An 18378-nucleotide genomic window follows, 5' to 3' on the forward strand; every position below is an offset into this window, starting at 1 on the left:
AGTTCCTTATTTTACTAACTCTTCAAAAAGTTTACCAAAAGTCTTTTCCAGATCTTTAGATTTCCCCGGATGAGGTCTTGAAGTCTGTACTACAGAACTTCTCACCGCCGTCAGCCAACGGAAACGTTCAGGGACTTCCAGTTGGGCAATCGGTCCGCCATTTTTATCGCCATTTGCAATTTTTTGAAAGCTTTCCAGATTTTGAATAATGTCTTCATAATCAAGTTTGCTGTGCATCAGTTTAAATTTATCCGGACACAGATAATATTCCATCCTGATGAATTTTTCTTTTTTAGAAAACAACACAAGTCCGATGTTGAAAAATTCTTCTCTCTCAACCTTTGGAACCAAGCGTATTACAGCGTATTCGTAAATTTTATCCTCTTGCATTTTTGGCTTCGTTTAAAAAGATTTCAGAATTTTCTAATCGCGTTTTCAGGAAGTTAAAATAAACTTCGCGAATTTCTTCAGGTGTTTCATCGGCATCATTCCAATGTAACCAATCTTCAGGAATCAAATTGACGATTTCTCTGAAAACAGTATCATTTAAAACTTCTTTTGCGAATTTATCTGCTTCATCCAACATTTTCGCCTGTGGAAGCAAAACATGGTCTTTTACATATTTGAACGGAGTTTTCGCTGCTGTATCAAAATTTTGCCAAGAATGATGGAAATAAAATGAGGCACCATTATCAATAACCCACAATTCTTTATGCCACATTAAAAGATTGGTATTCTTGAAAGTACGGTCGATATTGGTGATAAAAGCATCCAGCCAAACGATTTTTGATGCCAGAAGCGGATTAATTTTCACACTCGGATCATAAGCGATTGATTCGGAAAGATAATGTAATCCTAAATTCAAACCTTCCGAAAACTTCAGCAAGTCCTGAATTTCTTCATCCGCTTCAGTTCGACCGAAATCAACATCAAGATTTACAAAAACCAATTCTGGAATTTGCAGTCCTAAAACCTCAGTGATCTTCCCGCCTAACAGTTCAGAAATGAGCATTTTAACGCCATGACCTGCACCACGGAATTTCAATACATACTTAAAATCATCATCAGCCTCTGCCAGAGCCGGAAGCGAACCTCCCTCGCGAAGTGGCAGAATATAACGCACTACAGTTACTGTTCTTAAATCCAACATACCGCAAAAATAAGATTTTACTTTGTGTTTAGTCCAATTTTTAATATTTTTAAGTGAAAATTGGTTGGTTAATCGCAAAGGCGCAAATAATTTTTCAACGGAACATTTTAAGACGCAAATATTTTATCTGCGATAAAATTGATTGAGTTTAAACATTAAAATAAAATGAATAAAGGAAAATCTCCGATTTTCTTGCGCCTTAAAAACATAATTAAAATAAAAACTTAGCGCCTTTGCGATTAACCAACAAATAAATAGAACAAAATCGAAACATGAAAATTACAAAACAACAAAATATAATCATCCCAAACTCTGAAACCAGAGAATTTCTTGCAGATGCCTATTACCCTGAAACAGATAAAAAGTTACCGTTAGTAATCTTCGTTCACGGATATAAAGGCTACAAAGATTGGGGCGCCTGGGATTTGATGGCAGAAAAGTTTGCCGAAGCAGGTTTTTTCTTTGTGAAATTCAATTTTTCTCACAACGGAACAACAGTTGAAGATCCACATAATTTTGCTGACTTGGAAGCTTTCGGGAATAATAATTATTCTAAAGAACTTTCAGATTTAGGCGCTGTGATTGATTATTTTGTTAAAGATTCTAAAGTAGATGACCAAAAAATAGTATTGATCGGGCACAGCAGAGGAGGGGGAATTTCTATTATTAAAACTTTTGAAGATGAAAGAATTAATGGTTTGATCACTTTGGCAAGTGTCGACACGTTAGATCGGTTCCCGAAAAATGAAGCTTTAGAAAACTGGAAGAAAGAAGGAGTTTATTATGTTGTAAACGGTCGGACAAAACAGGAAATGCCTCATTATTATCAGTTTTATGAAGACTTTGAAAAAGATGAATATCGTTTTGATGTGGAAAGAGCAACGGAAATGGCGAAAGCTCATGTCTTGGTTATTCACGGAACAAATGATGAAAGTGTAAATGTAAAAAATGCCGAACATCTTCATATTTTAAACCCAAATTCTGAATTGTTTTTAATTGAAAATGCCAATCATACTTTTGGGTCAAAAGAGCCTTGGGAAGAAGATAATTTACCAAAAGAACTGAATACAGTCGTCGAAAAATGTATTGAATTTATTAAAGACAGGATGTGATATTGTTCGTAATTTATTGATATTCAATTAAAATAAATTATTTTCTATTTTGCATATTGTTTAATTTTCATATATTAGTGATATATTAATAACTAAACTAATTACTATGAAAAATTCAAATTTAAACAACGGTAAAAAATTAAGTAGAGAGGCTCAAAAGCAAATTGAAGGAGGAGATAAAGTTCTAGTATGCGCAAGCGGCTGTTATAAAAATTATTTAAGCGATGGATCAGGTAGATGTATTGTACCACCATGTGCTTCTCCTAATTTTGGTACAGAAAGCAAGGATGCTAATGGACGTTGGCAATGCTGTTACTAAACGTCTGGTTTTAAGAAATAAACAAAGGAGTGAAAAATTTTCACTCCTTTTTATTTTTGGATTCGAACCATTAAAGAACGAAGAATTATTTAACTAATATTTTCCAAGCCTCATCAATTTTACTTTCCAATAATAATTTTTGAGCTTCTTGATGAATATTTTCGTCTTCATAGCAATTTTCAGAAGGTAATACCTCAACGTTGGCAAGCATTCCTAAATCGTTTCCAGTGAAAATTTTACTAAGTTTGATAGCATCAGGAAGAAGATCAAAGCCTATTCCTTTTGTTACCAATGGTTTTGGAACTTCAAAAAGATTGTTTTCATTATTTCTCGAATACCAGTTTCCGCCGAGACGAGCGACCATATCGAGTTTTTTCTGATCTAAATTTCCTTCTTCATTCAAATATTCTTCTCTGATATGGATTTTCTGAACTTCACAAATAACCAAATTTCCTGCGCCACCTTGATCTCCCAAAGATTTTACTTCTAAAACTTTACATTCAAAGTTGACAGGGCATTCTTCTATTAATTTAGGTTGAACCAGATCGGCATCTTTCATAGTTAAACCAGATTTGATGAATTCATTTACTCCATCACCATATTCTGTAGAAGCTAACGAAATCTGCTGTACAATAGGGAAATTTACGGTACCGATTACCACTTCCGGAACTTCTAAAACGTTTTCTAAGGTATGTTTTATTGTATTGTCACGAACTCTTCTCGATGGTGAAAAAATCAAGATCGGAGGAACGGTACTGAACATATTAAAAAAACTGAATGGTGATAAATTAATATCTCCATTTTTGTCAACCGTTGATGCTAATGCAATCGGACGCGGCGAAACGGCAGTCTGCATGATGAGTTGTAGTTGTACGGAGGATATTTCGGATGGGGTTACTGTTTTCAAGAATGCTTAAATTTTAATGATTGAATATTTACGTATCCACTTTGCTTGTCATTCCGGAGGAATCTAAACCGCAATTCTTTAAAACATGATTTAGATTCCTCCGGAATGACAAACTCAGCGAATAATTATATTAAAATATTTTATGACTAAATATCTTTATTTGGCAGGAATAATTTTTCCACTTACTTCACCGAAACCAACTCTTACACCATCTTTTTCAGACCAAGCTTTCATGGTTACCGTGTCGTTGTCATCGATGAATTTTCTTTCCTGCCCGTTGCTTAATTTGATTGGATTTTGACCTCTCCATGTCAACTCGAGCATAGAACCGAAAGATTTTGGATCACTTCCTGAAATTGTTCCACTTGCATACAGATCGCCAACTTCAAGGTTGCAACCATTTACAGTGTGGTGAGCCAATTGCTGCGTCATGTTCCAGTACATGAATTTATAATTGCTTTCAGAGATTAAGTTTTCTTCACCGTTTTCAGGTTGTAAATAAACCTCTAAATTGATATCGTAATTTTTATCTCCTTCAAATTTTAAGTAATCTAAAACTTCAGGATCTTGTGTAGGAGAAGCTGTTCTGAAAGGCTCTAAAGCTTCCAGTGTTACAACCCATGGAGAAGCTGACGAACCGAAGTTTTTAGCTAAAAATGGTCCTAGCGGAACATATTCCCAAGATTGAATGTCTCTTGCAGACCAGTCGTTGAAAATAATCATTCCAAAAATAGCGTCTTCCGCCTCTTTTGTAGAAATACTTTCACCCATGTCTGTATTTTTGTTGATGATGAAAGCCATTTCTAATTCAAAATCCAATTGTTTTGAAGGTCCGAAAACAGGTTTGTCTGCATCTGCAGGTTTCGTCTGACCTTTTGGACGGTTGATATCCGTTCCTGAAACTACAATTGATGAAGCTCTGCCGTGATATCCTACAGGTAAATGTTTCCAGTTGGGTAATAATGCATTGGCAGGATCACGGAACATTTTTCCAACGTTGGTTGCATGTTCAATGCTGCTGTAAAAATCAGTGTAGTTCGGAATGTGAACCGGCATCATCATTTTTACTTTATCCAAATCATAGAAAGCGTCTTCAATGGTTTTCTGATCTTTAGACAAGATAGAACCTTCAAGTAATAATTCCTGAATTTTTAAACGAACTGCATTGGTAACGGGTTTTCCCAGTTCAATAAATTCGTTTAAGGTATATGCTTCAAAAACATTGTCTTCTAATCCGTCAATGTCTTCAAAATAACTAAGATCATACAACGTCGCAAGATCAACGATCTGATCTCCGATTCTTGTACAACATCCGATATATTCTTTGTTAAAAACTGCTACTCCGAAAGGAATATTGTGTATTGAAAAGTCCGAATTGGAGGAATACTCTACAAATGATTTCATAAGATTTGAATTTAGTTTAGATTATTAAAAAGATTGCTTACTTCGACAGGCTCAGCATAAACTTACGCTTTTTGCAATGACGAGTGTTCTTCCAAGATTTATATTATTTTTTTGAATACGATGCTTCATCTATCCATCTGTCTTTGGTGTTGACATCGATAAGATATAGGATATCTTTCTGCTTTGTCAACAATAAAGTTTTGGTAACCGGAATCGGAACTTTTTTATTTTCAAGCATATTCGCCCGTAAAGAAATAATGTTCTTTTTTCTGATAATATCACCCGTGAAAACATTTGAACTGGTTTCTCCGGTTGCTTTATCATCAAAAACTTCTACATAAGTAGCATTTTTTCCTTTAATAATAATAAAATCCCTTTCTGTATGGTCTTCCGCGTCTTTAATGAAAACAAATTTTTTGTTGTCTACACTTTCATTTTCCAGATGCTGATTGATGCCTTTTTTTTCTTCAAGGATGGTAAGAATTTCATTCATTGATCCGTATTGTGCTTTTAAACCCAATGCTCCCAAGAATAAAATCCCGATAAATAATTTTTTCATATAATGTGTTTATAAAAAAGTTTTGCCAAGACTTAGAATCCTGACAAAACTTATAATTGTATTTTTTAATTAAAGATTTCCTCTTTTCTCTTGCTCTCTCTCTAATGCTTCGAATAATGCCTTGAAGTTACCGGCACCAAAACTCTGTGCACCGTGTCTTTCAATAATTTCGAAGAAAAGAGTAGGGCGGTCTTCTACAGGCTTCGTAAAGATCTGTAAAAGATATCCTTCTTCATCATGATCAATAAGTATACCTAAGTCCTGTAATTTCTTTAGATCTTCATCGATATGTCCAACTCTTTCAGGAACCATGTCGTAATATGCTTCCGGTGGAGCAGAAAGGAATTCTACACCACGTTTTTTAAGTTCAGTTACGGTGTGGATGATATCTTTTGTAGCTACAGCGATGTGTTGTACACCTTCTCCTTCGTAAAAATCAAGATATTCTTCTACCTGAGATTTCTTTTTACCTTCTGCAGGCTCGTTAATCGGGAATTTTGCGAATCCGTTTCCGTTTGACATTACTTTAGACATCAATGCAGAATATTCTGTGTTGATTTGTTTGTCGTCAAAAGAAAGGATGTTGACAAAGCCCATTACTTTTTCGTACCATTCAACTGTAGGAATCATTCTGTCCCAACCTACATTTCCAACGCAATGGTCTACATATAATAAACCTGCATCTTCCGGCTGATAAGCGCTTTCCCACTTTTGGTAACCAGGCATGAAAGGACCTGTATAATTTTTTCTTTCTATGAACATGTGAACAGTTTCTCCGTACGTGTAAACTCCGGACATTTTTACCTCACCATGCTCATCAGTAAGAGTTACAGGCTCTAAATATGGTTTTCCGCCTCTTTTTGTAGTTTCTTCGAAAGCTTGGTAAGCGTCATCTACCCAAAGTGCCAATACTTTTACTCCATCACCGTGTTTTTTTACGTGTTCGCTGATTGGTGAATCAGACTTTAGCCCTGTCGTTAAGATCAGTCTAATTTTTCCTTGTTGAAGAACATAAGATGCACGATCTCTTACTCCTGTTTCAGGACCAGCGTATGCTACAGACTGAAAACCGAAAGCGGTTTTGTAATAATGAGCAGCCTGTTTAGCATTTCCTACATAGAACTCAATGTAATCTGTACCATTAATAGGCAAAAAATTCTCTGCTTGAGCAATTTTTTCGGCAAATGTAAGTGTTGACATATTTTCTCTTTTACTTTTATTTTATAGGTATGCAAAATACAAAATTCCCTGAAACCTTAAAAATAATAATTGGGAATCGTTGAAGATAGTTAACATAATCATAAAGAAGAGTTCATTTAAGTATATTTAAGTTTCTTATATCACGATCAGGTTATTTACATTTGTGTACACAAAGCAAGTGGAAAAAAAATATTTCGAAAATGTGAAAGCCGTAGATCTCTACGGCTTTCATTTTTTATGTTATTCGATTATCTTATTTAATCTTCCAGCATCGGGATTGTAATTATCCCATATTTTCCATGTGTTGCCTATTTTTTTGATAAAATAGATCTGTGTATTGAGTTGATTTACAAAATGTTCTTCACCTGTTTCTCCTACTTTAAATAAAAGATTCCAGAATTCCTGAGATTCTAATATTTTTTTATCCGGCTCGTCCGTAACAATATGAATATCGAAAACTTCAAAGTTGGAGCGGTTGTTTTTTGTCACTAATTGAAAATCCCTTTCACATAATTCTCTGCTAAACTGTGAAGCTCTTTCTAAAAAAGGAGAATCATCAAAAACCAATGGTTTGAATAATTCTGTTTTGTGATTGGGGAAATTCTTATAAAATTCAAAAACGGTAGAACAGTAATCATAGACCATTTGTTTTAAAAATTCCTGATCATCGGCACTATTTTCCTGTTTTTTCTCTTTTACAAACTGTATGTAAGCGTTGAGGTCTTTATAGCCTAAAAAAATACATATTTTATCTAAAGTCTTTAAAAATCTTAAATCATTATGCGTTTTATCCTGATAATCATTTTCGAAAAAACGCTGCAGGGTAACATGCGAAATAGTGTTTCCTATTTCGAATTTTTTCCCGCCTTTCATCTCTTCAGATTCGGACAGCTCATCTTTTATGATCTCAGAAAGAATTATATAATGGCTTCTCTTCCATTCGCCAACATTCCCTAAAACTGAGTTTTTTACTTTAGAATGTTTTATGACTTCCTCCCTTATCGAATTATATATAGTCTTCAAGTTCCTGATTTTAAAAAGGTTTTTATCAAATATTCTGCCAAAACCTTAAGGCATTTTTACCATTTCTTTATGTTAAGTTAAAAGTACGTTTTTTTTATATTAAATAAATCAATAAATAATTTAAAAATCAATATTATTAATGTTTAAATCTTTCAAAAGCTGCTCTTTCTAACATTTCTCGATCATCAGGATGCGCAATACTAATCAGTTCCTGAGCTCTTTGACGTAGATTTTTCCCATAAAGATAAGCTGTTCCATACTCCGTAACCACCCAATGAATGTGGCCTCTCGTAGTAACAACGCCCGCGCCTTGTTTAAGGAAAGGTACAATTCTGGAAACGCCTTTTTTAGTTCTTGAAGTGATAGCGATGATTGGTTTCCCGTCTTCGCTCAAGGCTGCTCCTCTCATAAAATCCATCTGGCCGCCGATTCCGCTGTATTGCATGGTTCCGATAGAATCTGCGCAGACTTGTCCGGTAAGATCAATTTCAATGGCTGAATTAATGGCAACCATTTTATTATTTCTCATGATATTGATTGGAAAGTTGACATCACTTACATCTTTGAAATCAAAAACCGTGTTGTCATCTACATAATCGTAAAGTTTTCTTGTTCCGAAACAGAAACTTGTGATGGTTTTATTATCGTGGTAACCTTTATATTTATTGTTGATAACATCACTTTGAATTAAATCAATCACGCCGTCACTCAACATTTCGGTGTGAACTCCAAGGTCTTTGTGATTTCCTAAACATTTTAAAACGGCATCCGGAATTGTTCCGATACCCATTTGTAAGGTTGATCGGTCATCAATTAATTCCGCAACATTTTTCCCGACAAGCATTTCATCAGGTCCTACTTTTGAACCATAATCAACCGTTTGGAGTTCTTCTTCATGCCAAACCAATTTATGAATTTTGCTGATGTGGATCATGCCGTCACCGTGGGTTCTTGGCATTAAAGGATTTACGATCGCAACAACTATTTTTGCTGTATCTACGGCCGCTCTTGCAACATCAACTGAAGTTCCCAATGTGCAAAATCCGTGTTTATCAGGAGGAGAAACTGTAATTAAAGCAACATCCAGCGGCAAAATATTTTTTCTGAAAAGAATAGGAATTTCACTTAAAAAAATAGGAACATAATCCCCATTTTCGGAATTAACGGCATTTCTTACCGGTGTGGAAACAAATAAAGAGTTGACAAAAAAACTGTCTTTATATTCTGGCTTAGCAATTTCTACAGCCCCTTGCTGGGTGATAGAAACCATTTCTACATTTTGTAATCTGTGGGATTGTCTTGCCAATTCATCAATTAAATAATTAGGGGTGCATGCACTTCCATGGAAGAATACACGATTTCCACTTTTTACAGTATATACGGCCTCTTCTGCGCTTATATAATTGTACATATTTACGTTTTAATAATTATTATTTTACGATTTTAATCACTTTAAAGATAGTTCATATTGGGTTTATTTAGGGTAAATATTTTGAAACATTTATCATGTTTTTAATGATTTTATGAAAAAAAGAGGCTAAATGCATCACATTTAACCCCTTTTTTATATGTTTTTAATTAAAACAAAAATTATTCTTGAGAACGGTCTTCCATGGTTTTGTCACCTTCTTCCAACCAAGAAGTTTTATATGAAGGATCTTCCACTTTCATAGCTTCTTCCGTAATTTTCAATGGGCGGAAAGGATCTACCATCACCGCATATTCTTCGGTGAATTTTTTACCGATACTTCTTTCCATAGCTCCCGGATGTGGTCCGTGAACGATTCCTCCCGGGTGAAGCGTGAAATCCATTAAGTCGATATGATTACGGCTCATGAAATCACCTTCTGTGTAGAATAAAACTTCATCAGAATCAATATTTGAATGATTATAAGGCGCAGGAATTGCCTGTGGATGGTAATCGTACATTCTTGCACAGAACGAACAAACTACAAAATTATGTGCCTCAAAAGTCTGGTGAACCGGTGGTGGTTGGTGAATTCTTCCTGTAATCGGTTCGAAGTTTTTAATATTGAATTTATAAGGATAAAAGTAACCGTCCCAACCTACAACATCGAATGGATGCGTTGCGTAGATGAAATCGGTGATTTGATTTTCTTTTTTTACTTTAATTAAAAATTCCCCTTTTTCGTCTTTAGGTTCAACGAAAGTTGGTGCGATGATGTCTCTTTCGCAGAATGGTGAATGCTCCAAAAGCTGTCCGAATTCATTTCTGTATCTTTTTGGCGTGTAAATCGGAGAGTGACTTTCTACAACAAAGAAAACAGTATCGTCAGAGTTTAATTCAACCTGATAAATTGTTCCTCTCGGAATAATCAGATAATCTCCGACAGAAAAATCAAGATTTCCTACAAAAGTTTTCAAAACTCCGCTTCCGTTATGTGCATATAAAAGTTCATCACATTCAGCGTTTTTGTAGAAATAATCCATAGACTTTCTTGGTTTTGCCAATCCCATTTTCAGGTCGTTATTCACCAAAAGTATCTTGCGGCTGTCCAAAAAGTCGTCTTCAGGAGTTACATTCATTCCCTTAAACATTCTTGGCGTTACGTTTTTGTCAACAGCGATTTTCGGAGTTACATCTTTTGGTTCCCCTATAGATTTTATCTGAGTCGGACGGTGAATATGGTACAGCAAAGAGGATATTCCATGAAAACCTTCCGTTCCGAAAAGCTGTTCGTAGTAAAATTTATCTTCCGGAGACTTAAAAATAGTATGTCTTTTTGGTGGGATTTTTCCCGACTGGTTATATCGCATTTTACTTTTATATGTAGTTTCTCAAATTTAATAATTTTTCATGAATTGTTTTTAAGAATATTTTTCATAGAGTTTTGCTGTTCTAAAAATAAATGTTAGTTTTGTCTAACAATTTTAATTTCATGAAGCGAATATTATTTTCTGCCATCTTTTTTTCGGGTTATTGTTTTTCACAGGAAACGGATAGTTTGAATATAAATCAATCAAAAAAGATTGATTCTGTAAAAATTCCACAACGAGAAGAGAGGACAAAACTTATCGATGATGTTGTGATCACCGGAACCATAAAACCGATCAGCAGATCAAAAAGTCCGGTTGCTGTGGAAATTTATAGTCAAAAATTTTTTCAGAAAAATCCGACTCCAAATATTTTTGAAGCTATTGCAATGGTAAACGGCGTAAAACCTCAATTGAATTGTTCGGTTTGTAATACTGGAGATATTCACATCAACGGTTTGGAAGGACCTTACACGATGATCTTAATTGACGGAATGCCGATTGTAAGTTCGCTTTCTACAGTTTACGGTTTAAGCGGAATTCCTAATAGTTTGATTGAAAGGGTTGAGGTTGTAAAAGGTCCTGCATCTTCTCTTTACGGTTCGGAAGCGATGGGCGGAGTTATTAACATTATCACTAAAAATGCTTTGACCGCCCCAAAATTAAGTGTCGACCTTATGACAACAAGTTGGGGCGAAAATAATCTGGATCTTTCAACAAAATTTAATTTCGGGAAAAATGTCGCTTCATTATTAAGTTTAAATTATTTCAGTTTTAATGAAAAAATAGATCAGAATAAAGACAATTTCACAGATTCGGCGTTACAAAACAGAATTTCAGTTTTCAATAAATGGAATTTCCAAAGAAAGGAAAACAGGATGGCAAGTTTTGCACTGAGGTATTTGTATGAAGATCGTTTTGGAGGAGAAATGCAATGGAATAAATCTTACCGAGGAAGCACTGAAGTGTATGGAGAAAGTATTTATACCAATAGAGTAGAGGCTTTTGGGATGTATCAGTGGCCGATAAAAGAAAATATTATTACTCAGTTTTCGTATAATTTTCATGATCAAAATTCTTTTTATGGAAGTAACCCGTTTGATGCTACACAAAAAGTAGCCTTCGTTCAGACGTATTGGGATAAGAAATTGGGAAGTCATGATTTGATTGCGGGCGTTACTTACAAAAGGACTTTTTATGATGATAACACACCTGGAACTTTATCGGGAGATGGAGTGACGAATGAGCCGATGAAGTCACCGATTTTGGGAGTATTTATTCAGGATCAATGGGAGATTAATGATAAAAATACTTTGTTGCTGGGTTACAGATTTGATTATGATAAAATCCATCATTCTGTGCATTCGCCGAGGTTTGCATGGAAGTTTTCTCCAAATCCTTATCATACGTTGCGATTCAATTTTGGTACAGGTTTCCGAGTGGTGAATTTGTTTACAGAAGACCATGCAGCTTTAACGGGTTCCCGTGAAGTGGTGATTAAAGACAATTTAAAACCTGAAAGATCAATTAATGGAAATTTAAATTATGTCTGGAAAATTCCTGCTGGAGACAAGTTAATTAATTTAGATGCTTCTGCATTTTATACTTATTTCAGCAATAAAATTGTAGGAGATTTTGATACGGATCCTCAAAAAATTATTTACGATAATCTTCATGGATACGGCATTTCAAGAGGAGCTTCAATGAATGTGGATTTCAGCTTCAGCTTTCCTTTGAGTGTTAATTTAGGAGTGACTTACCTTGATGTTTATCAAAAATTTGATGGAGAAGAAGAAAAAGTTCAACAGCTTCATGCCCCAAAATGGAGTGGAACGTATAGTTTAACCTATAAATTTCAGAGTAATCTGACAATCGATTTTACAGGACAATTTTATGGTCCAATGCGATTGCCTGTTTTACCGAATGATTACCGACCGGAATATTCTTCGTTCTATTCGTTAGCAAATATTCAAGTTTCCAGAAGTTTCAAATCAGGATTTGAAGTGTATTGTGGGGTGAAAAACCTCTTCAATTTTACTCCGAAAGATCCGTTGATGAGACCGTTTGACCCTTTTGATAAGCATGTTGATGATCCGATCAATAATCCCAATCATTACACTTTTGACACCACTTATGGATATGCTCCAATGCAGAGAATCAGAGGATTTCTGGGTGTAAAATATACTTTGAAATGAAAAAATTCATAATATTTTTATTTTTAATGTTTGTGTCTTGTTTTTGTCTCTCGCAGATAAAGACAGGCACTTTTTCTGACTTAGAAATTCTACAGAAAGAAAATCCCAAACCTACCATTATCCACCTTTATACAGATTGGTGTTCGGTTTGTAAAATAGAATCTTTTCAATTAAATAAAAGCAAGGATCTGGTTAAAATGATCAATGATAATTTTTATTTCATCAATTTTGAAGCGGAAAAAACTAAAGATAAAATACAGTTTCAGGGAAAAGAATTTAATTATTTGCCGAACGGAAATTCAGGGATACATCAGTTGGCTTTGGCTTTATCTAAAAATAAAAAACAGCCTGTGTATCCGTTGTGGATTATTTTAGATTCAAACCAAAACCTGGTGTATTATCATGAAGGAGAATTTAAACCTGAAATGATGAAGCAGAAATTGTTGGAGATTTCTGCTTTGTAAACTTTTGTTGGAGAAACGCAAAGGCGCAATTTCTTTTAATAACTATCTGTTTTAAGGCGCAATGATTTTATCTGCGATAAAATTTAGGAATGCAAATTATTGCAGAGTTAATATAACATAACGCTTGGTGAAAATCTTTGATTTTCTTGCGCCTTAAAACAGTATATCATTTAATTCTTTGCGCCTTTGCGTTGCCCAACTTATATTTCTTATTGATTTAGCGGATGATTATGCTTAAAGTTAATTTTTAAAAACTCTAAAAAAATCTGCAAGAGAATTATTAACATTATTTTTTATCCAACCATAATTTCACAAGTTCAGAATGGTCTTCTACCCATTTTTTTGCAGTGGCTTCTTTATCTTTACTGTCTTCCATTTTAGTTAAAAGATCAGCCATATTTTCATCATCAAAATGCAGTTTAGAAAAGAATTTTGCCAATTCGAGATGATCTTTAACAAAGCTTTTTCGGCTGTAGGTTTTAATTTGCTCTGCTTTCCCAAATGTATTTTTGGGATCTTCAAGAAACTTAAGTTTCATTTTTCCAAACATCCAGTGGGGTTGCCATCCAGCTACAACAATCCATTCTTTACGTTTGATGGCATTCTGCAGTTCAGTGATCATGGCAATGGTGGAGGAATTGATTTGTTTATAATTCAGTTGATAATCAATAATGGCTTTATCTGTTCCGGATGTTAATCCTGCTCCTTTTTCAATTCCAATGATTTTGTGATTGAATTGATTCTGATGTTGATTTAATTCTTCTATCGAATTAATCGGAACATATTCGGGAACCACCAAACCTATTCGTCCGTTGTCATAATTGCTTCCAAGGCTAATTAATCCCGGAAATTTAGCAACTTTTGTAGCATGGGTGTAAGGTAACCAAACGCCCATGAAAAGGTCTGTATCTTCGTTATTCATCGAAGCCAGAATCATATCTGTAGAAGCTTTCTGAATAATTACGTGATATCCTTGCTCATCCAGAATGGCTTTAGCGACGTGTGTCATGGCAACATCTTCTGCCCAGCCGTCTACCATTCCGATGGTTATGTATTTAGAGTTTTTTATATTTTCACATGAATTTAATACACCGAATAATGCTATTAAAATCAAGAAAAATAGATATTTTAATTTTTTCATTTTACTGTTTTTTCTTTACAAATCCTTGGGTAATTCGGTCCAGAATAATGGCTAAAATCACAACGGATAATCCACTTTCAAATCCTAATCCGATATCCAGATTATTAATTCCTTCCAATACTTTTTCACCTAAACCACCTGCGGCAATCATTCCTGCGATAACAACCATAGATAATGATAATAATATTGTTTGATTGATCCCTGCCAAAATAGTTTTCATGGCTAAAGGAAGTTCTACTTTAAATAGAATCTGACGATTGGTAGCTCCAAAAGCCCGTGCAGCTTCTACAATATCTTTCGGTACTGCCTCAATTCCCAATGTTGTTAATCGTACTGCTGGCGGCATCGCAAAAATAATCGTTGCAAAAGCTCCCGGCACTTTACCGATACTGAAAAATAACACAGCTGGAATTAAGTAGACAAATGCAGGCATTGTTTGCATTAAATCCAGCAGCGGGCGAATGATTTTTGCAGCTAATTTGCTTTTAGCCGCCCAAATTCCTAAAGGAACAGAAATGATCAACGCGGTAATGGTTGCGACGAAAATAAGTGCCAAGGTTTCCATCGTTTCTCTCCACAATCCCATTAAAAATATTAAAGTAAGTCCGGCTACGGTCATGATGGCGATTCCTTTTCCGGCTTTCCACCATGCTAATAGCGTAAAAAGGAGAATGATAATATAAAAAGGAGTGTTTACCAAAGCCCACTCAATTCCCATGATAGAGGAGTTTCCTACATGTTTTATGACATCAAATAAAGGTTTTGCATTTTCTGTGAGCCAATTGATTGCAGTTTCTACATATTGACCGATATCTATAGTTTTATTCATTTTATTGGTTGTTTGCGATTTCTTTTAATTCAATGATTTCTTCTTCGTTAAACTTGGTCGCTTCTATGATGAGAGATAATTGGGTCACAAGACCTAAAAATTTATTGTTTTCATCTACCACAGCGATGGCCGATTTACTTCCTGAGATTAACGGTAGCATTTCTTCTACCGTAGCCTCTTGATAGACCGAAGGGACGTTGCTGTTGATAATTGATTCTACGGTTGGCTCCTTCTTTGTAATGCGTACAACGTCGTTAAGCGTAACAAAACCAAGAAATTTATTTTGAAAATCTACGACAGGTAACGTTTCCAAACCTGTTGCTCTCATTTTTCTCAAGGCACCTTCAGGACCGTCTTTTCTGAATCGTACTACCGTAGGTTTATCGAACATCAAAGATTTTGCGGTGATGATTGTTTTACGATCCACTTTTTCGACAAAAGCTTTTACATAGTCGCTGGCTGGATTGGTTAAAATATCTTCGGCAGTTCCAATTTGTTCGATCACGCCGTCTTTCATAATAACGATACGGTCTCCAATTTTAATGGCTTCGTCCAAATCATGGGTAATAAAAACAATCGTTTTTTGCAATGTATCCTGTAATTCAAGCATCTGATCCTGCATTTCAGACTTGATCAAAGGATCGAGCGCGGAGAAAGCTTCATCCATCAATAAGACTTCAGGATCATTTGCCAAAGCTCTGGCTAATCCCACTCTTTGCTGCATACCTCCTGAAAGTTGAGAAGGAAACTGGTTTTCGAAACCATTTAAACCTACGATGTCTAATGCTTTTTGAGCTTTTTCATCGCGGGAAGCTTTACTTTCTCCTCTGATTTCTAATCCGAAACCTGCATTGTCTAGAATATTATGGTGGGGTAGCAGTCCAAATTTTTGGAATACCATGCTCATTTCGGTTCTTCTTACTTCCAGAAGCTCTTTGTTATTTTTATCGGTAATATTATCATCATTGATATATACTTTTCCTGAAGTAGGCTCATTCAGTCGGTTAAGACAGCGTAATAGAGTAGACTTTCCGCTTCCGGATAACCCCATGATCACAAAGAATTCACCTTCGTAGATTTCAAAACTAGCTTTGTTGATTCCTACGGTACAACCCGTTTTTTCGAGAATTTCCTTTTTGGAAAAACCTTTGTCTAAAAGTTCCTGTGCTTTTTCTTTGTTTTTGCCAAAAATAATAGTCAGATCTTCAACTTTAAGTTTTACTTTTCTACCGTTTTCAATTTTTTCCATATTCAGAATTTTTCAATTAATATTAATACATAAGAAATTCTACATCAGTTAACGATTATACGTTTAATCTAAGCTGTTCTGTTAATGGCGATAGTACAAAATAATCTGTATGAGCTTTTCAATATAAAAACTCTTTACAAAAAAATAAAAGCATAAAAACCTGTGGTCTTATGTTTATATTTTAAATATTTCAAATAGATTATACTCTAGAAAAAGAGTGAATCATGTAAAAAAGAGTTAATCTTTTTAAATAGATTCTACAGTTAAATTACTGATGAAGTAATTACAGATATGTGTACTGAACAACTTGGATTTCTACATTTCATCAAAATGCAGGCCAGCATAAAAAAGCTAAGCTATCAATTTCTTATGACGATGCAAATTTACGAATTTTATATTAAATGGATTTTTTGAGACTTAAAAAGCTAGTTTTAAGTCAGATTATGGAATGAAAAATTAGCTTTAGAAATTTAGTTAAAAAAAATAATTTACGTTAAAAATTTAAGTTTTAAACAAAAAAATTATCTCTGCATAAGATGATAGAAATTACTCAAAACAACAGCAATAATTGCTAAAATAGCTGGTAAAGCCTGAACGAAAAATATTTTCTTCGTTGCAGAAATAGCACCATAAATTCCGGCAATAGCCACACAGCTCAGAAAAAATAGAGAAACATTAGTCTGCCATTTTGGATCTTCAATTAGAAAAGACCAGATTAATCCTGCAGCCAGAAAACCATTGTAAAGCCCCTGGTTAGCAGCTAAACCTTTTGTGGGCTTGAACATTTCTGCGGGTAAAGCAGCTTTGAAAACTTCTTTTCCTTTTGTTTCCCAGGCAAACATTTCCATCCAAAGAATGTAGATGTGTTCTATTGCGACTAGGGCGATCAAAATTTTTGCAACGATGTCCATGATTTAATGTTTTTTGGAATTGTAAAACTAAAAAAATAAAGTTAAGTTTGAGTACTAAATTTTACAATGGAAACTTTCAAGGCACATTTAGATAAATTCATTACGATTAGTGACGAGGAATTTGCTTCTATCATTTCTTTTTTTCAAGTTTTAAAAGTGAAAAAGAAAGAAAACCTGATGCTTGAAGGTGATGTATGTAAATGTAAGTATTTCGTGTTGGAAGGGTGTCTGAGAAAGTTCTTCATCAATGAAAAAGGAGTCGAACAAACCACGGAATTTGCCATAGAAAACTGGTGGATGTCCGATACTTTCGCTTTTGAAAAACAGATGAAAACAAGCTTTAATATTCAGTCTGTTGAGAATTCCAAAATTTTGACTATCGATTATCAATCTCAGGACCTTTTGTTTGAAAAACATCCGATTATGGAAAGGTATTTCAGAATGGTTTACCAAACTGCTTATGCAGCGGCAGAGAAAAGAATTCGTTATATTTATGAAATGACGAAGGAAGAATATTATGTGCATTTCAGTACGCTATATCCTTGGTTTATACAGAGAATTCCGCAATATTTAATTGCTTCTTTTTTGGGTTTTACTCCGGAATATTTAAGTGAAATCAGAGCAAAATTACGTTCTTAAACCAGTTTAAGATTTTTACAATGTAGAAATCGCAACTTTGTCCTGTTAATAAAAACAACGATTATGACAGGCAAAAAAGATTTTCAATTCCCGCAGCTATTTTTAAGGTTAGCTATCTCTTTTACAATGCTTTCCGCAGTTGCAGACCGATTCGGATTTTGGGGTAAAAACTCAGCTTGGGGAAACTGGGAGAACTTTGAAAAATATACTCTACAACTGACTTCTTTTCTTCCTGAAAGTTTAAGCATATTTTCAGCGTATTTCGCTACTTTTTTAGAAATTTTATTTCCTTTATTATTAATTATTGGATTTAAAACTAAGATTGCAGCTTATTGCGCCGGCTTTTTACTACTCATTTTCGCTTTATCCATGACGATGGCTTTAGGAATTAAGGCTCCTTTGGATTATTCTGTCTGGGTAGGAAGTGCGGGTGCATTTCTATTGGCGAGTCAACATCAATTTTCATTAAGTATTGACGAATTAATCAAGAAAAATTAATCA

19 protein-coding genes are annotated in these 18378 nt (G+C 34.6%); 6 read left to right on the forward strand and 13 right to left on the reverse strand.

Annotated elements, in window-relative coordinates:
• Nucleotides 1-6 precede the first annotated feature (6 nt).
• Together EG348_RS11520 and EG348_RS11525 are read right to left on the reverse strand one after the other, a co-directional pair.
• Complete coding sequence (locus tag EG348_RS11520) at nt 7-390, reverse strand: DUF3037 domain-containing protein (protein WP_123983258.1); 384 nt, start codon at nt 388-390, stop codon at nt 7-9.
• Nucleotides 377-1150 (reverse strand): HipA family kinase, encoded by a 774-nt coding sequence (locus EG348_RS11525; RefSeq protein ID WP_123983259.1) that lies wholly within the window; start codon nt 1148-1150, stop codon nt 377-379. Before EG348_RS11525 ends, EG348_RS11520 begins: the two co-directional genes overlap by 14 nt.
• Nucleotides 1151-1422: 272 nt before the next feature.
• Here EG348_RS11525 and EG348_RS11530 point away from each other — a divergent pair, with 272 nt between their 5' ends.
• Both EG348_RS11530 and EG348_RS11535 read left to right on the forward strand, forming a co-directional pair.
• On the forward strand, nt 1423-2262 hold the full coding sequence (locus tag EG348_RS11530; RefSeq protein WP_123983260.1) for an alpha/beta hydrolase family protein: 840 nt from the start codon (nt 1423-1425) through the stop codon (nt 2260-2262).
• 106 nt (nt 2263-2368) lie between these two features.
• Nucleotides 2369-2581: a hypothetical protein gene (locus tag EG348_RS11535; protein WP_123983261.1), complete on the forward strand. Its 213-nt coding sequence runs from the start codon at nt 2369-2371 to the stop codon at nt 2579-2581.
• 85 nt (nt 2582-2666) lie between these two features.
• Here the strand turns inward: EG348_RS11535 and EG348_RS11540 are convergent, their stop codons facing one another.
• The 7 genes from EG348_RS11540 to EG348_RS11570 form a co-directional block, all read right to left on the reverse strand.
• Complete coding sequence (locus EG348_RS11540) at nt 2667-3488, reverse strand: flavin reductase family protein (protein ID WP_123983262.1); 822 nt, start codon at nt 3486-3488, stop codon at nt 2667-2669.
• Between the two features lie 156 nt (nt 3489-3644).
• Nucleotides 3645-4892 (reverse strand): fumarylacetoacetase, encoded by a 1248-nt coding sequence (fahA, locus tag EG348_RS11545; RefSeq protein ID WP_123983263.1) that lies wholly within the window; start codon nt 4890-4892, stop codon nt 3645-3647.
• A gap of 103 nt (nt 4893-4995) precedes the next feature.
• Nucleotides 4996-5451, reverse strand: a complete 456-nt coding sequence (locus tag EG348_RS11550) for a hypothetical protein (protein WP_123983264.1) — start codon at nt 5449-5451, stop codon at nt 4996-4998.
• A gap of 69 nt (nt 5452-5520) precedes the next feature.
• On the reverse strand, nt 5521-6651 hold the full coding sequence (gene hppD / locus EG348_RS11555) for a 4-hydroxyphenylpyruvate dioxygenase (RefSeq protein ID WP_123983265.1): 1131 nt from the start codon (nt 6649-6651) through the stop codon (nt 5521-5523).
• 240 nt (nt 6652-6891) lie between these two features.
• Entirely contained in the window at nt 6892-7674 is a 783-nt protein-coding gene (locus EG348_RS11560; RefSeq protein ID WP_123983266.1) for a hypothetical protein, read from the reverse strand.
• Between the two features lie 136 nt (nt 7675-7810).
• The gene (locus EG348_RS11565) at nt 7811-9085 is read right to left on the reverse strand and encodes an acetyl-CoA hydrolase/transferase family protein (protein ID WP_123983267.1); all 1275 of its coding nucleotides are present in this window, start codon (nt 9083-9085) and stop codon (nt 7811-7813) included.
• Nucleotides 9086-9264: 179 nt separating this feature from the next.
• Nucleotides 9265-10452, reverse strand: coding sequence for a homogentisate 1,2-dioxygenase (locus tag EG348_RS11570; RefSeq protein ID WP_123983268.1), 1188 nt, complete (start codon nt 10450-10452; stop codon nt 9265-9267).
• Between the two features lie 122 nt (nt 10453-10574).
• Between EG348_RS11570 and EG348_RS11575 the strand changes: the two genes are divergently transcribed.
• Entirely contained in the window at nt 10575-12644 is a 2070-nt protein-coding gene (locus EG348_RS11575; RefSeq protein ID WP_123983269.1) for a TonB-dependent receptor plug domain-containing protein, read from the forward strand.
• Nucleotides 12641-13108: a thioredoxin family protein gene (locus tag EG348_RS11580; protein WP_123983270.1), complete on the forward strand. Its 468-nt coding sequence runs from the start codon at nt 12641-12643 to the stop codon at nt 13106-13108. Before EG348_RS11575 ends, EG348_RS11580 begins: the two co-directional genes overlap by 4 nt.
• Before the next feature lie 286 nt (nt 13109-13394).
• Here the strand turns inward: EG348_RS11580 and EG348_RS11585 are convergent, their stop codons facing one another.
• From EG348_RS11585 to EG348_RS11600, 4 genes are all read right to left on the reverse strand, one after another.
• Nucleotides 13395-14249: a glycine betaine ABC transporter substrate-binding protein gene (locus EG348_RS11585; protein WP_123983271.1), complete on the reverse strand. Its 855-nt coding sequence runs from the start codon at nt 14247-14249 to the stop codon at nt 13395-13397.
• Nucleotide 14250: 1 nt separating this feature from the next.
• Nucleotides 14251-15078 carry an ABC transporter permease gene (locus EG348_RS11590; protein WP_123983272.1) on the reverse strand — a complete coding sequence of 276 codons (828 nt, stop codon included), beginning with the start codon at nt 15076-15078 and terminating at the stop codon, nt 14251-14253.
• A 1-nt stretch (nt 15079) separates the two neighbouring features.
• Nucleotides 15080-16327, reverse strand: a complete 1248-nt coding sequence (locus tag EG348_RS11595; protein WP_123983273.1) for a glycine betaine/L-proline ABC transporter ATP-binding protein — start codon at nt 16325-16327, stop codon at nt 15080-15082.
• A 521-nt stretch (nt 16328-16848) separates the two neighbouring features.
• Nucleotides 16849-17238: a DUF1304 domain-containing protein gene (locus EG348_RS11600; RefSeq protein ID WP_123983274.1), complete on the reverse strand. Its 390-nt coding sequence runs from the start codon at nt 17236-17238 to the stop codon at nt 16849-16851.
• A 66-nt stretch (nt 17239-17304) separates the two neighbouring features.
• Here EG348_RS11600 and EG348_RS11605 point away from each other — a divergent pair, with 66 nt between their 5' ends.
• Together EG348_RS11605 and EG348_RS11610 are read left to right on the forward strand one after the other, a co-directional pair.
• Nucleotides 17305-17877 (forward strand): Crp/Fnr family transcriptional regulator, encoded by a 573-nt coding sequence (locus tag EG348_RS11605; RefSeq protein WP_123983275.1) that lies wholly within the window; start codon nt 17305-17307, stop codon nt 17875-17877.
• Nucleotides 17878-17940: 63 nt separating this feature from the next.
• Nucleotides 17941-18375 (forward strand): DoxX family protein, encoded by a 435-nt coding sequence (locus EG348_RS11610; RefSeq protein WP_123983276.1) that lies wholly within the window; start codon nt 17941-17943, stop codon nt 18373-18375.
• The last annotated feature ends 3 nt before the right edge of the window (nt 18376-18378 follow it).

Origin of the sequence: Chryseobacterium sp. G0201 (assembly GCF_003815655.1) — a bacterium.
Classification (GTDB): Bacteria; Bacteroidota; Bacteroidia; order Flavobacteriales; family Weeksellaceae; genus Chryseobacterium.